Genomic DNA, 13897 nt, shown 5'->3' on the forward strand with positions numbered 1-13897 from the left:
CGTGCCCGTCACCAACGAGCGCTTCGACCTCGCCGCCGCCGTCCCCGCGTGGGACGAGCTGGGCGCGGTCCACCTCGTCGCGATCGGCGGCGCGGGGATGTCCGCCGTCGCCCGGCTGCTGCTCCAGCGCGGCGTGGCGGTCAGCGGCTCCGACGCGGCCGACTCCCCGGTGCTCGAGGCGCTGCGGGCCGCCGGCGCGACGGTCTGGGTCGGTCACGACCCGGCGCACGTCGACGGCGTCGACACCGTCGTCGTCTCGTCGGCGATCCGCGAGGACAACCCCGAGCTCGCGTCCGCCCGGCAGCGCGGTCTGCGGGTCCTGCACCGCTCGCAGGCCCTTGCCGCCGTCTCGGCCGGCACCCGCGTCGTCGCCGTCGCCGGGGCCAACGGCAAGACGACGACGACCTCGATGCTCACCGCCGCGCTCGTCCACGCCGGCGCCGACCCCTCGTTCGCCAGCGGCGGCGAGATCGCCCAGCTCGGCACGAACGCGGCCCTCGGCTCGGGCGAGGCGTTCGTCGTCGAGGCCGACGAGAGCGACGGCAGCTTCGTCGTCTACCGGCCCGAGGTCGCCGTCGTCACGAGCGTGCAGCCGGACCACCTCGACTACTACGGCACGCCCGAGGCCGTCACCGAGGCCTACGACGTCTTCGCGGGGACGGTCCGCCCGGGCGGGCTGCTCGTCGCGTGCCACGACGACCCCGGCGCGCTCGCCCTCGCGCAGCACCACCGGGCCGGCGGCCACCGCGTCCTCACCTACGGCGAGCACGCCGACGCGGGCGTCCGGGTCCTCGCCGTCGAGCCCGCCGGGCTGGGCACCACCGCGCGCGTCCGGCACGACGGGCGCGAGGTCAGCCTCGCCCTCCGGGTCCCCGGCCTGCACAACGTCCTCGACGCCGTGGGCGCGCTGGGCGCCGCCGTCGACGGGCTCGGCGCCGACCTCGACGCCGTGGTCGAGGGGCTCGGGGGCTTCACCGGCGCGCGCCGGCGGTTCGAGGTGCGCGGCGAGGTCGACGGCGTGACCGTCGTCGACGACTACGCGCACAACCCGGCCAAGGTGGCCGCGGTGGTCTCGACCGCGGCGGGGGTCGTGGCGCGGGCCGGTCGCGGCCGGGTCCTCGTCGTCTTCCAGCCCCACCTCTACAGCCGCACCCGCGACTTCGCCGACGCCTTCGCGCAGGCCCTCGCGCCGGCCGACCACGTCGTGCTCCTCGACGTCTACGGCGCCCGGGAGGCGCCGCTGCCCGGCGTCACCTCGGCCCTCGTCGGCGACCCCCTCGTCGAGCTGCCCGGGCGTCGACGCGTCGACGTCGGGGTCGACGCCGACCGGGCGGTCGAGCTCCTCGCGGCGGCGGCCGCCCCCGGGGACCTCGTGCTGACCGTCGGCGCCGGCGACGTGACCCGTCTCGGCGCGCCGCTCCTCGAGGCGCTGCGCGCACGAGCGGGGGAGCGGGCATGAGCCACACGGCGACCCGGCGCCCCGGGGCCCGTGGCCTGGAGTCGTCGGCCTCCCGCTTCCGGGAGCGCGCGCTCGCCCGCCGCCGCCGACCGTGGCTGCGCGGGCTCGCGGCCCTCGTCGTGCTGGCGCTCGTCGCGGGCACGGGGTGGCTGGTCGGCTGGACCGGCGCCCTCGGGGTCCACGACGTCGAGGTCGTCGGGGTCTCGGGGGCCGAGGCCGCCGCCGTCCGCGAGCTCGTCGACGTGCCCACCGGCACGCCTCTCGTGCGCGTCGACACCGCCGCCGTCGAGACCGACGTCCGCACGCGCGTCACCGTCGCCGAGGTGTCGGTGCGCCGCTCCTGGCCGCGGACCCTCGTCGTCGACGTGGTCCCGCGGGTGCCCGCGATCGTCGTCAAGAACCCTCAAGGTCGACTGGAGGTCGTGGACGCCACCGGGGTCTCGTTCGGCAGCGTCGACAAGGCGCCGACGGGCGTGCCGGTCGTCACCGCCACCGGGTCCCGGGCGATGACCCCCGAGGCGCTGCAGGCGGCCCTGGCGCTGCTGCGCGACCTGCCCTCCGACCTCTCCGACGACGTGCGGTCGGTCACCGTGAGCAGCGCCGACCTCGTGACCTTCACGCTGCGCGGCAAGACCGTCGTGTGGGGCGGCGAGGACGAGTCCGCGCTGAAGATCCGGGTGCTGCGGGCCCTGCTGACGACGAAGGCGAAGACGGTCGACGTCAGCGCGCCGGACACCCCCGTCACGCGCTGAGGCCGACGGGGCCGGAGTGACCGGTGGGGCGGGTGAGGCGCGGCCTGAGAGCCGTGACAGGATTTGCCCGACGCGATGTCGCGACACGCCCAGCCGGAGGGTGCAGGACCACCGCGCCGCGACGTAGCGTCACCCCATCGACAACCGTGACCGAACTGTAACCCTGTACCTGAGGTCGAGGGTTACCCGAGTCGCATACACGCCTGTGACCTGAAGTGGAAGGCCGAATCCCGTGGCAGCACCCCAGAACTACCTCGCCGTCATCAAGGTCGTCGGCATCGGCGGAGGCGGTGTCAATGCCATCAACCGGATGATCGAGGTCGGCCTCAAGGGTGTCGAGTTCATCGCCGTCAACACCGATGCGCAGGCGCTCCTCATGTCCGACGCCGACGTCAAGCTCGACGTCGGCCGCGAGCTGACCCGCGGCCTCGGCGCCGGCGCCGACCCCGAGGTCGGCAAGAAGGCGGCCGAGGACCACGCCGAGGAGATCGAGGAGGTCCTCAAGGGGGCCGACATGGTCTTCGTCACCGCCGGCGAGGGCGGTGGCACCGGCACCGGTGGTGCCCCCGTCGTCGCCCGCATCGCCAAGGGCCTGGGCGCCCTGACGATCGGTGTCGTCACCCGCCCCTTCACCTTCGAGGGTCGCCGTCGCGCCAACCAGGCCGAGAACGGCATCGCCGCGCTGCGCGAGGAGGTCGACACCCTCATCGTCATCCCGAACGACCGGCTGCTCTCGATCAGCGACCGCGGCGTGTCGATGCTCGACGCGTTCCGCAGCGCCGACCAGGTGCTCCTCTCGGGTGTCCAGGGCATCACCGACCTCATCACGACGCCGGGCCTGATCAACCTCGACTTCGCCGACGTCAAGTCGGTCATGCAGGGCGCCGGGTCCGCGCTCATGGGCATCGGCTCGGCGCGTGGCGAGGACCGCGCGGTCCAGGCCGCCGAGCTCGCGATCTCCAGCCCGCTGCTCGAGGCGAGCATCGACGGCGCGCACGGCGTGCTCCTGTCGATCCAGGGCGGCAGCGACCTCGGCCTCTTCGAGATCAACGAGGCCGCGCGCCTGGTCCAGGAGGCCGCGCACCCCGAGGCGAACATCATCTTCGGTGCCGTCATCGACGACGCGCTCGGCGACGAGGTGCGCGTCACCGTCATCGCCGCGGGCTTCGACGGCGGCGCCCCGGTCCGCCGGGCCGACGACCGGGCGCTCGGCACCATCCAGGGCCGCCCGGCGGCGCCGGCCGCGCCCGCCGCGGCACCGGCCGCCCCGCCCGTGCAGCCGCCGGTGCAGCAGCCCCCGGTCCACCAGCCCGCCCCGGTGCAGCAGGCGGCCCCGGTGCAGCAGCCGCAGGCGCCCGCGCCGGCCGCGGCCCCGCGCCCCGAGCAGGACGACGCGCCGGTCCGCACCGAGCGCGAGTCGACCCCGGCCGAGCCGGTCCGCCAGCAGCCGCCGCGCACCGTGACGTTCGACGAGAACGACGACCTCGACGTCCCGGACTTCCTCAAGTAGTGACGACGTCGACGCCCACCGGGGGCGGGGTGCTCCTGTGGGAGGACTCCGCCCCCGCGGCGTGGCGTGCCCTGACCGGCCGCCCGGGCGGGGTGAGCCGTGGGCCGTGGGCCGGGCTCAACCTCGGGCTGCACGTCGCGGACGACGAGGCCGACGTCCGCGAGAACCGGCGCCGCCTCGGGGAGGCGGTCGGCCGCCCGTTCGTCTGGATGGACCAGTGCCACGGGGCCGAGGTCGCGGTCGTCGACGCCGTGCCGGAGGTCGCGCCGCGGTGCGACGCGCTCGTCACGACCGCGCCGGACCTCGCCCTCGCGGTGCTCGTCGCCGACTGCGTCCCCGTCCTCCTCGCGAGCCCGGAGGGTGTCGTGGCAGCCGTGCACGCCGGCCGTCCCGGGCTGGTCGCCGGCGTGGTCGGCCGCGCCGTCGCGGCGATGCGCGACCTCGGGGCGCGCTCGGTCGACGCGGTCGTCGGGCCGTCGGTCTGCGGCCGGTGCTACGAGGTCCCGGCCGCGATGCGCGCGGACGTCGCGCGCGTCGCCCCGCTCAGCGCCACCGTCTCGTGGACCGGCACCCCCGCCGTCGACGTCGCCGCCGGTGTCGTCGGGCAGCTCGCCGACCTCGACGTGCCCGTCACGTGGGTGGCCGGCTGCACGCGCGAGCGTGAGGACCTCTACTCCTACCGCGGCGAGGGCACGACGGGGCGCTTCGCCGGTGTCGTCGCGAGGTCGCGGTGAGCACGCCGGAGCGCGCGGCCGAGCTGGATCGACGCCTCGCCGCCGTGCGCGAGCGCGTCGCCGCCGCCGTCACCGCGGCCGGACGCACCGACCCCGTGACGCTCGTCGCCGTCACGAAGTTCTTCCCCGCCTCCGACGTCGACCTGCTCGCCGGGCTCGGGGTGCGCGACATCGGCGAGAACCGCGACCAGGAGGCCTCGGCGAAGGTCGCCGAGCTCGCCCACCGGGACCGGCTCACCGTCCACTTCATCGGCCAGCTCCAGTCGAACAAGGCCGGGTCGGTCGCGCGCTACGCCGACGTCGTGCACTCCCTCGACCGCGCGAAGATCGCCCGGGCGCTGGACCGCGCCGCCGAGCGCGAGGGCCGCGTCCTCGACGTCCTCGTCCAGGTCGGGCTCGACGCCGCCGGCGGGCGCGGGGGAGCGGCGCCGGACGACGTCCGCGACCTCGCCGACGTCGTCGGCGGCCTCGAGCACGTGCGCCTGCGCGGCCTCATGGCGGTCGCGCCGCTCGGCGAGGAGCCCCGGCCGGCCTTCGCCCGGCTGCGCGCCCTCGCGGAGGCGGTGCGGGCGGACCATCCCGACGCCACGTGGCTGTCGGCCGGGATGAGCGGCGACCTCGAGGACGCCGTCGCGGAAGGCGCGACACACCTGCGTGTCGGGTCGGCAATCCTCGGTTCTCGCCAGTCCCACCGGTAACTTCGGTCCCGACGCAACGGCCCTGACCCGCAGGACCGACGACCGAGGAGCACTGGATGGCTGGCGCGCTGCGCAAGACGATGGTCTACCTGGGCCTCGCCGAGGACCAGGGCCGCTACGACGACGAGTACGACGAGGCCTACGACGACCTCGACGCCGACCAGCAGGGCCACCACGACCGCGTCGAGCACCGAGGAGCCGAGGTGACCCCTCTCCCCACCCGCCGTCCCGTGGCCGAGGTCGTGCGCACGCACGAGGCCGCCAGCGTCTCGCGGATCACGACGATCCACCCGCGCACGTACAACGAGGCCAAGACGATCGGCGAGAGCTTCCGCGACGGCGTCCCCGTCATCATGAACCTCACCGACATGGGTGACGCCGACGCCAAGCGCCTCGTCGACTTCGCCGCCGGGCTCGTGTTCGGCCTGCACGGCTCGATCGAGCGCGTGACCTCCAAGGTCTTCCTCCTCTCGCCCGAGACCGTCGAGGTCCTCGCGGAGGACGGTCAGGCCGTCGCCGGCCGCACCGTCTTCAACCAGAGCTGACCGGCGCCCCGCGCACGGGCCGCCCAGGTCCATCCGTCACACTCGACCCATGGGTGCCGTCTTCGCCGTTCTCGCCTTCGTGGTGTTCCTCTACCTCGTCGTGCTCATCGGGCGGGTCGTCCTCGACTGGATCCGCATCCTGGCCCGCGAGTGGCGGCCTCGCGGCCCGGTCCTGCTCGTCGCCGAGCCGGTCTACACGCTGACCGAGCCGCCGCTGCGGGCGCTGCGCAAGGTCATCCCGCCGCTGCGCCTCGGGGCGGTGTCGGTGGACCTGTCGTTCATGGTCCTGTTCGTCGGCGTCATCATCCTCCAGCGCATCCTCGAGGGCCTCGCCGCCTGACGCGCCCCGGGACGGACCCCGCAGGCCACACCCGTCACAGGGGGTCGGCGATCGTCTAGGCTGGCCTGCGGACGCCCGGAGCCCAGCACGTCGTGCTGCCGTGCGCCATGACCGTGTCCCCCACCGGCCACCAGGAGTTGTGCATGGCTCTCACGCCCGAGGACGTCCTCAACAAGACGTTCACCCAGACCCAGTTCCGTCGGGGCTACGACGAGCGCGAGGTCGACGACTTCCTCGACGACATCGTCGCCGAGATGCGCCGGATGTCCAAGGAGTCCGAGGACCTGCGCGGCGAGCTCTCCGCGAGCCGCGAGGGCCGGGGGATGGCCCCGACCGCCGCGCTCGCTCGGCCGGACGCGGACTCCTCGCGCGAGACCGAGGAGCTGCGCTCCAAGAACGCGACCCTCGCCGCCCGCGTCTCCGAGCTCGAGGGCGCCCGCAGCGACCTCGCGGCACAGCTCGAGGAGCTGCAGCAGAGCAGCGGCGAGGGCGACTCCCGCGTCGCCGAGGCCCAGGGGCAGCTCGAGGAGCTCCGCGCCGAGCTGAAGCAGATGGGTGAGCGCACCGCCGAGCTCGAGCAGCTCCTCGCCCAGCGCGACGCCGAGATCGAGGCGCTGCGCGGCGAGAGCGGTGACGTCGACGCCCGCGTCGCCGACGCCGAGCGCCGCGCCGGCGAGTTCCAGAACCAGGGCGCCCAGGCCGAGCGCCGCGCCGCCTCCCTCGAGGAGCGGGTCCGTGAGCTCGAGGGCCAGCTGGCCGGGGTCACCGGGGAGCGCGACGACCACGCCGCCGCCCTCGCCGCCGCCCGCCAGGAGCAGGGCGACGCCGTTGACGAGCAGGTGTCGGTCCTCACGACCCGCCTCGAGGAGTCGCGCCGCGAGGCCGACGAGCGCGTCGCCGCCGTCGAGGAGCGCCTCGCCGAGGCCGAGCGCCGCGCCGCGGAGGCCGAGCAGCAGGTCCAGGAGGCGACCCAGCGCGCCGAGGCCGCCGAGCAGCGGGCGAACGAGAAGCCCGAGCAGGCGCAGGGCGACTCCGCCGGTGGCGCCGCCGCCCTCGCGGGCGCCGGCGGTGGCGCGAGCGCCGCGGGCGTCATCGCCCTCGCGCAGCGCCTCCACGACGAGCACGTCGCCGCCGGTGAGTCCAAGCGCGACGAGCTCGTGTCCGAGGGCCAGCGCAAGCACGACGAGCTCGTCGGCTCCGCGCAGCGCAAGCACGACGAGCTCATCTCGACGGGCCAGGCCCGCAACGAGGAGCTCGTCACCACGGGTCAGGCCCGGCACGACGAGCTCGTCTCGACCGGCCAGGCGCAGCACGACGAGCTCGTCTCGACCGGCCAGGCGCAGCACGACGAGCTCGTGTCGACGGCGACGGCCCAGCGGGACGAGATGATCGGCACCGCGACGACCCAGCGCGACGAGATGCTCACCGAGGCGCGCGAGCGCTCGACGGGCATGGTCGCCGAGGCGCAGCAGAAGAAGGCCTCGATCCTCGAGGAGCTCGGCCGCGAGCGGAACCTCCTGGAGCGCAAGATCGAGTCCCTGCGCAGCTTCGAGCGCGACTACCGCGCCCGCCTGCACGACTACATCCAGGGCCAGCTGGCCGACCTCAAGAACGTCGCCGCCGACGACGACGAGGCACCCGCCGACCAGCCGCAGGAGCAGCAGGCCTGACGCACGCGTCGACCCACGAGGGGCCCGGGAGCGATCCCGGGCCCCTCGTGCGTCCAGCGAACGCACAGGCAGGACCCGGCGTTTCGGGTCCCCACCGTCCCGGCCGTGCCCGTATCCTCGGCGCACCGGGCGGGCCGCGAGGGCCCACCCCGTCCCCGAAAGGGCGCAGGCCATGGTGGTGAAGCGGGCCCTGTCCGCCGCGAAGCAGACGACCTCCCGGGCGGCCGGCGCCGCCCGGAAGGCGGTGACGCGCGGGTCGGGAGGAGGCGCCACGCCGGCCGCGGCGACGAAGAAGGCCGCGCCCGCCAAGAAGGCGGCGACGACGCGGACCACGACCAAGGCCGCCCCCGCGAAGAAGGCCCCGGCGAAGAAGGCTCCCGCCACGAAGGCCGCGACCAAGGCCGCGCCCGCGAAGAAGGCCCCGGCGAAGAAGGCTCCCGCCACGAAGGCGGCGCCCGCGAAGAAGACCGCGACCAAGGCCGCGCCCGCGAAGAAGGCCACGCCCGCGAAGAAGGCGCCGGCGAAGAAGGCCGCGACCAAGGCTGTGCCCGCGAAGAAGGCCACGCCCGCGAAGAAGGCGCCCGCCAAGAAGGCCGCCACCGCCGCCTCGCTGCCCGTCCGCGGGGACGAGAGCCCGTGGACCGCCGCCGAGCTGCGGGAGGTGCGCCGCGAGCTCGAGCACGACGCCGAGCAGCTGCGCACCGAGATCGCCCACGCCGCCTCCGACCTCGTCCACCTCATGCGTGACTCGGGCGACGGCGCGGGCGACGACCAGGCCGACGCCGGCGCCAAGACCTACGAGCGCGAGCAGGAGATCTCGCTGGCCAACAACGCCCGCGAGATGCTCGACCAGACCGAGCACGCCCTCGAGCGGCTCGCGAACGGCACCTACGGCACGTGCGAGTCGTGCGGCAACCCGATCGGCAAGATGCGGCTCCAGGCCGCTCCTCGTGCGACCCTGTGCATGCCATGCAAGACGAAGCAGGAGCGCCGCTGACGGCGGCCGACGCCACCCCCACCCGTCCCTCCGAGCCCCGGAGCGAGCGACGCAGCCGTCTGCGCGCCCTCCTGCTGACCATCGCGGTGGTCGTCCTCGTGCTCGACCAGGCCACGAAGGTGTGGGCCCTCGCGGCCCTCACCCCCGGGCAGCCGGTCGGTCTCGTCGGCGACGCGATCCGGCTCAACCTCATCCGCAACCCGGGGGCGGCGTTCTCGCTGGGTGACGGCAGGACGTGGATGCTCACCGTCCTCTCGCTCGTCATCCTCGTGTTCGTCCTCGTCGCGGTGCGCCGGGTCGGCAACCGGCCGTGGGCGGTGGCCCTCGGGCTGCTCCTCGGCGGCGCCGTCGGCAACCTCGTCGACCGGCTGGTCCGCGAGCCGGGCCCGGGACGCGGGCACGTCGTCGACTTCATCGACTACTTCGGCTGGTTCGTCGGCAACGTCGCCGACATCGCGATCGTCGTCGCGGCCGGGCTCGTCATGGTCCTCGCCTACCGGGGGACCCCGCTCGGCCCGGTGGGCCAGCACGCGGCGGAGCCGGCCGATGGCTGACCAGCGCACCGTCCTCGTCCCCGACGGGCTGGAGGGTGAGCGCGTCGACGCCGCCATCGCCCGCCTCTTCGGCCTCTCCCGCACCCGGGCCGCCGACCTCGCGGCCTCCGGCGAGGTCGCCGTCAACGCGAGCCCGGTCGGCAAGAGCCACCGGGTGAGCGCCGGCGACATGCTCGAGGTCTCGATCCCCAGCGGCCCGGCGAGCCCGACCCTCGAGGTCGTCGCCGAGCCGGTGCCGGGGATGCGGGTCGTGCACGACGACGACGACATCGTCGTCGTCGACAAGCCCGTCGGCGTCGCGGCGCACCCGAGCGTCGGGTGGACCGGCCCGAACGTCCTCGCCGGCCTCAAGGCCGCCGGCTACCGCATCTCGACGAGCGGCGCGAGCGAGCGCCAGGGCATCGTCTCGCGCCTGGACGTCGGCACCTCCGGGCTCATGGTCGTCTGCAAGAGCGAGCGCGGCTACAGCGTGCTCAAGCGCGCGTTCAAGGAGCGGCGGGTCGAGAAGACCTACCACACGCTCGTCCAGGGCCTCCCGGACCCGCTCGTCGGGACGATCGACGCCCCCATCGGGCGCCACCCCGGCCACGACTACAAGTTCGCGGTGATGGACTCCGGCAAGCCGGCGGTCACGCACTACGAGCTGCTCGAGGCGTTCCGCCACGCCAGCCTGCTCGAGGTGCACCTCGAGACGGGGCGCACCCACCAGATCCGCGTCCACATGGCGGCCGTGCGCCACCCCTGCGTCGGCGACCCGACCTACGGCGCGGACCCCACGCTCGCCCGCCGTCTCGGCCTCGAGCGGCAGTGGCTGCACGCGGTCGGGCTCGGCTTCGAGCACCCCGGCTCGGGGGAGTGGGTCACCTTCGAGAGCGGCTACCCGGCCGACCTCCAGGAGGCGCTGGACCGGCTCTGAGCCGCTCCGGCGGGGGCTCGCGGCGACACGGACCCCGACACGCCGAGGGTGTCCCCGGGGCGACCTAGGATGGTCCGCGATGTCCACCCCCGCCGCCCCGACCCCGAGCCCCACGTCGTCCTCGAAGGGCGACTCGTTCGTGCACCTGCACGTGCACACCGAGTACTCGATGCTCGACGGCGCGGCCCGCATCGGCGACCTGTTCACCCGCGCCGCCGAGATGGGGATGCCCGCCCTCGCGACGACCGACCACGGGTACGTCTTCGGGGCGTACGAGTTCTGGAAGAAGGCCCAGGGCACGGGGGTCAAGCCGATCATCGGCGTCGAGGCGTACGTCACCCCGGGCACCCACCGCACCGACAAGACGCGCGTGAAGTGGGGCGACGAGCGCACCCGTCCCGGCGACGACGTGTCCGGCTCCGGGGCCTACACGCACATGACGCTGCTGGCCCGCGACAACACCGGCCTGCACAACCTCTTCCGGATGGACAGCCAGGCCTCCCTGGACCAGGTCTACGCGAAGTGGCCGCGCGTGGACCGCGAGCTGCTCGACCAGTACGGCCAGGGCCTCATCGCGACCACGGGCTGCCCCTCCGGCGAGATCCAGACCCGCATCCGCCTCGGCCAGTACGACCTCGCGAAGCAGGCCGCCGCGGACTTCCGCGACATCTTCGGCCGCGAGAACTTCTTCTGCGAGCTGATGGACCACGGCCTCGACATCGAGCGCCGGGTGCAGCAGGACCTCCTGCGCCTGGCCCGTGAGCTCGATCTCCCGCTCGTCGCGACGAACGACCTGCACTACACGAGCCCCGAGGACGCCAAGGCCCACGGCGCGCTGCTGTGCGTCCAGTCCGGCTCGACGATGATGGACCCGGGCCGGTTCAAGTTCGACGCCGACGACTTCTACCTCAAGAGCCCGGCCGAGATGCGCCACACCTGGCGTGAGCTGCCCGAGGCCTGCGACAACACCCTCCTCATCGCCGAGATGTGCGACATCTCGTTCACCGAGGGCGAGGGCCGGTACATGCCGCGCTTCCCCTGCCCGCCCGGCGAGGACGAGACGAGCTGGTTCGTCAAGGAGGTCCAGAAGGGCCTGCACGAGCGCTTCCCCGGCGGCATCCCCGAGTACGCCCAGAAGCAGGCGGACTACGAGGCCGAGGTCATCGTCTCCAAGGGCTACCCGGGGTACTTCCTCGTCGTCGCCGACTTCATCACCTGGGCCAAGGAGAACGGGATCCGCGTCGGCCCGGGCCGTGGTTCGGGTGCGGGCTCGATGTGCGCCTACGCGATGAAGATCACCGACCTCGACCCCGTCCCGCACGGCCTGATCTTCGAGCGGTTCCTCAACCCCGAGCGCGCGTCGATGCCCGACTTCGACGTCGACTTCGACGAGCGCCGGCGCGGCGAGGTCATCCGCTACGTCACCGAGAAGTACGGCGCCGAGCGGGTCGCGCAGATCGTCACGTACGGCACGATCAAGGCCAAGCAGGCGGTCAAGGACTCCGCCCGCGTCATGGGCCACCCGTTCGCCGTCGGCGAGCAGCTGACCAAGGCGATGCCGCCGGACGTCATGGGCAAGGGCGTGCCGCTGTCGGGCATCTACGACCCGAACCACCCCCGCTACGGCGAGGGCAAGGAGTTCCGCGACCTCGTCGCGCAGGAGCAGCACCTCCAGGAGGTCGTCGAGACCGCGAAGGGCCTCGAGGGCCTCAAGCGGCAGTGGGGCGTGCACGCGGCCGGCGTCATCATGTCGAGCGAGCCGCTCATCGACGTCATCCCGATCATGCGACGCCTGCAGGACGGGCAGGTCATCACGCAGTTCGACTACCCGAGCTGCGAGTCGCTCGGCCTGGTCAAGATGGACTTCCTCGGGCTGCGCAACCTGACGATCCTCGACGACGCGATCATCAACGTGCGCTCCAACCGCGGCGAGGAGATCGACCTCGACGCGCTGTCCAAGGACATGACCGACAAGGCCACCTACGACCTCCTCGCGCGCGGCGACACCCTCGGGGTTTTCCAGCTCGACGGCGGCGGGATGCGCACGCTGCTCAAGCTGATGCAGCCGGACAACTTCGAGGACATCTCCGCGGCCCTCGCGCTCTACCGCCCCGGGCCGATGGGTGTCAACGCGCACACGAACTTCGCCCTGCGCAAGAACGGCAAGCAGGAGCTCGTCCCGCTCGACCCGCAGCTGAAGGGCAAGCTCCAGCCCGAGATGGTCGAGGCGCTCGAGCCGATCCTCCAGACGACCTACGGCCTGGTGATCTACCAGGAGCAGGTCATGGAGATCGCGCAGAAGCTCGCCGGGTACACCCTCGGCAACGCCGACCTCCTGCGCCGCGCGATGGGCAAGAAGAAGAAGGAGGTGCTCGACAAGGAGTACGTCCCCTTCTCCGACGGCATGAAGGCCAACGGCTACAACGAGGCCTCCGTCGCGGCCCTGTGGGGCGTCCTCGTCCCGTTCTCCGACTACGCGTTCAACAAGGCGCACACCGCCGCCTACGGCCTCGTCTCGTACTGGACGGGCTACCTCAAGGCCAACTACCCGGCCGAGTACATGGCCGCGCTGCTCACGAGCGTCGGCGACGACAAGGACAAGTCGGCCCTCTACCTCGGCGAGTGCCGCCGGATGGGCATCAAGGTCCTCCCGCCGGACGTCAACGACTCCGTCGGGCCGTTCGCCGCGGTCGGCACCGACATCCGCTTCGGCCTGCACGCGATCCGCAACGTCGGCCAGAACGTCGTCGAGGCGATCATCGCCGCCCGCGAGGAGAAGGGACGCTTCACCTCCTTCCGCGACTTCATGTCCAAGGTGCCGGCGGTCGTCTGCAACAAGCGGACCATCGAGTCGCTCATCAAGGGGGGCGCGTTCGACGGCCTGGCCGAGACCCGGATGGGCCTGCTGCGCATCCACGAGGAGTACGTCGACGCGTTCGTCGCGGTCAAGCGGCAGGAGGCGATCGGGCAGGACAGCCTCTTCGGGGCCTTCGCCGACGACGCCGGCTCCGGCGGGGGCGGCGGCGACATGATGGGCCTCGCGCCCGTGCCCGGGGTCGAGTGGGACAAGCAGACCCTGCTCTCCTTCGAGCGCGAGATGCTCGGCCTCTACGTCTCCGACCACCCGCTCTTCGGGGTCGAGCACGTCCTCTCCGCGCACGCCGACACCCAGATCGCCGCCCTGACCGGCGACGACGCCGGCCGGCCCGAGGGGGCGATGGTCACCATCGCCGGCCTCATCACCGGCCTGCAGATCAAGCGCACGAAGAAGGGCGACCTCTGGGCCATCGCGACCCTCGAGGACCTCGCCGGCTCGATCGAGTGCCTGTTCTTCCCCAGCGCGTACATGACCGTGGCGGGGATGCTCCAGCAGGACCAGATCGCCGTGGTGCGCGGCAAGCTCAACAAGCGCGACGACTCGGTGTCGATCTACGCCCAGGAGCTCACCCTGCCGGACGTGAGCGAGGGGCCGCGTGGCCCGGTCGTCGTGACGATGGAGACCGTCCGGGCGACCCCGCAGCGCATCGAGGAGCTCAAGGGCGTCCTCACCAACCACCCGGGCACGACCGAGGTCCACCTCAAGCTCGTCAAGCCCGGGCGGACCGTCGAGATCCGTCTCGACCCGGCCTACCGGGTCTCCGCCGACGGTGCCCTCTTCGGTGACCTCAAGGTGCTGCTCGGCCCGCGCTGTCTGTCCTGAGCGCCCGCGGGTCGACCGCGCG

Annotated in this window: 12 protein-coding genes; all 12 read left to right on the forward strand. The window is 73.4% G+C overall.

From position 1 onward, the window contains the following. The first annotated feature begins 1 nt into the window (after position 1). Positions 2 to 1459, forward strand: a complete 1458-nt coding sequence (gene murC / locus J3473_RS00755; RefSeq protein ID WP_306790170.1) for a UDP-N-acetylmuramate--L-alanine ligase — start codon at positions 2 to 4, stop codon at positions 1457 to 1459. After that, positions 1456 to 2211 (forward strand): cell division protein FtsQ/DivIB, encoded by a 756-nt coding sequence (locus J3473_RS00760; protein ID WP_207021511.1) that lies wholly within the window; start codon positions 1456 to 1458, stop codon positions 2209 to 2211. The genes murC and J3473_RS00760 overlap by 4 nt, the downstream gene beginning before the upstream one ends. A gap of 232 nt (positions 2212 to 2443) precedes the next feature. Continuing rightward, on the forward strand, positions 2444 to 3721 hold the full coding sequence (gene ftsZ / locus J3473_RS00765) for a cell division protein FtsZ (protein ID WP_207021512.1): 1278 nt from the start codon (positions 2444 to 2446) through the stop codon (positions 3719 to 3721). Positions 3722 to 3792: 71 nt separating this feature from the next. Then, a complete protein-coding gene (locus tag J3473_RS00770; RefSeq protein WP_242525664.1) occupies positions 3793 to 4455 on the forward strand; it encodes a polyphenol oxidase family protein in 663 nt (220 codons plus the stop codon). After that, positions 4452 to 5153 carry a YggS family pyridoxal phosphate-dependent enzyme gene (locus tag J3473_RS00775; RefSeq protein WP_207021513.1) on the forward strand — a complete coding sequence of 234 codons (702 nt, stop codon included), beginning with the start codon at positions 4452 to 4454 and terminating at the stop codon, positions 5151 to 5153. The genes J3473_RS00770 and J3473_RS00775 overlap by 4 nt, the downstream gene beginning before the upstream one ends. Before the next feature lie 56 nt (positions 5154 to 5209). Then, positions 5210 to 5698, forward strand: a complete 489-nt coding sequence (locus tag J3473_RS00780; RefSeq protein ID WP_030528163.1) for a cell division protein SepF — start codon at positions 5210 to 5212, stop codon at positions 5696 to 5698. Between the two features lie 49 nt (positions 5699 to 5747). Then, positions 5748 to 6038: a YggT family protein gene (locus tag J3473_RS00785; protein ID WP_030528164.1), complete on the forward strand. Its 291-nt coding sequence runs from the start codon at positions 5748 to 5750 to the stop codon at positions 6036 to 6038. Positions 6039 to 6181: 143 nt separating this feature from the next. Further along, complete coding sequence (locus J3473_RS00790) at positions 6182 to 7708, forward strand: DivIVA domain-containing protein (protein WP_207021514.1); 1527 nt, start codon at positions 6182 to 6184, stop codon at positions 7706 to 7708. A gap of 172 nt (positions 7709 to 7880) precedes the next feature. Beyond that, positions 7881 to 8705: a TraR/DksA C4-type zinc finger protein gene (locus J3473_RS00795; RefSeq protein WP_207021515.1), complete on the forward strand. Its 825-nt coding sequence runs from the start codon at positions 7881 to 7883 to the stop codon at positions 8703 to 8705. After that, positions 8678 to 9259: a signal peptidase II gene (lspA, locus tag J3473_RS00800; protein WP_084696725.1), complete on the forward strand. Its 582-nt coding sequence runs from the start codon at positions 8678 to 8680 to the stop codon at positions 9257 to 9259. Before J3473_RS00795 ends, lspA begins: the two co-directional genes overlap by 28 nt. Continuing rightward, the gene (locus tag J3473_RS00805) at positions 9252 to 10175 is read left to right on the forward strand and encodes an RluA family pseudouridine synthase (RefSeq protein ID WP_030528168.1); all 924 of its coding nucleotides are present in this window, start codon (positions 9252 to 9254) and stop codon (positions 10173 to 10175) included. Before lspA ends, J3473_RS00805 begins: the two co-directional genes overlap by 8 nt. Before the next feature lie 79 nt (positions 10176 to 10254). Next, complete coding sequence (gene dnaE, locus J3473_RS00810) at positions 10255 to 13875, forward strand: DNA polymerase III subunit alpha (RefSeq protein ID WP_030528169.1); 3621 nt, start codon at positions 10255 to 10257, stop codon at positions 13873 to 13875. Positions 13876 to 13897 lie beyond the last annotated feature (22 nt).

The organism is Phycicoccus sp. DTK01, assembly GCF_017312765.1.
GTDB classification, from domain to species: Bacteria; Actinomycetota; Actinomycetes; order Actinomycetales; family Dermatophilaceae; genus Phycicoccus; species Phycicoccus jejuensis.

Bases quoted from the DNA above. Each gene is read 5' to 3' on its own strand.
- J3473_RS00760 (WP_207021511.1), top strand. From the start codon at position 1,456: ATGAGCCACACGGCGACCCGGCGCCCCGGGGCCCGTGGCCTGGAGTCG.
- J3473_RS00780 (WP_030528163.1), top strand. From the start codon at position 5,210: ATGGCTGGCGCGCTGCGCAAGACGATGGTCTACCTGGGCCTCGCCGAG.
- J3473_RS00785 (WP_030528164.1), top strand. From the start codon at position 5,748: ATGGGTGCCGTCTTCGCCGTTCTCGCCTTCGTGGTGTTCCTCTACCTC.
- J3473_RS00790 (WP_207021514.1), top strand. From the start codon at position 6,182: ATGGCTCTCACGCCCGAGGACGTCCTCAACAAGACGTTCACCCAGACC.
- J3473_RS00795 (WP_207021515.1), top strand. From the start codon at position 7,881: ATGGTGGTGAAGCGGGCCCTGTCCGCCGCGAAGCAGACGACCTCCCGG.
- lspA (WP_084696725.1), top strand. From the start codon at position 8,678: ATGCAAGACGAAGCAGGAGCGCCGCTGACGGCGGCCGACGCCACCCCC.
- J3473_RS00805 (WP_030528168.1), top strand. From the start codon at position 9,252: ATGGCTGACCAGCGCACCGTCCTCGTCCCCGACGGGCTGGAGGGTGAG.
- dnaE (WP_030528169.1), top strand. From the start codon at position 10,255: ATGTCCACCCCCGCCGCCCCGACCCCGAGCCCCACGTCGTCCTCGAAG.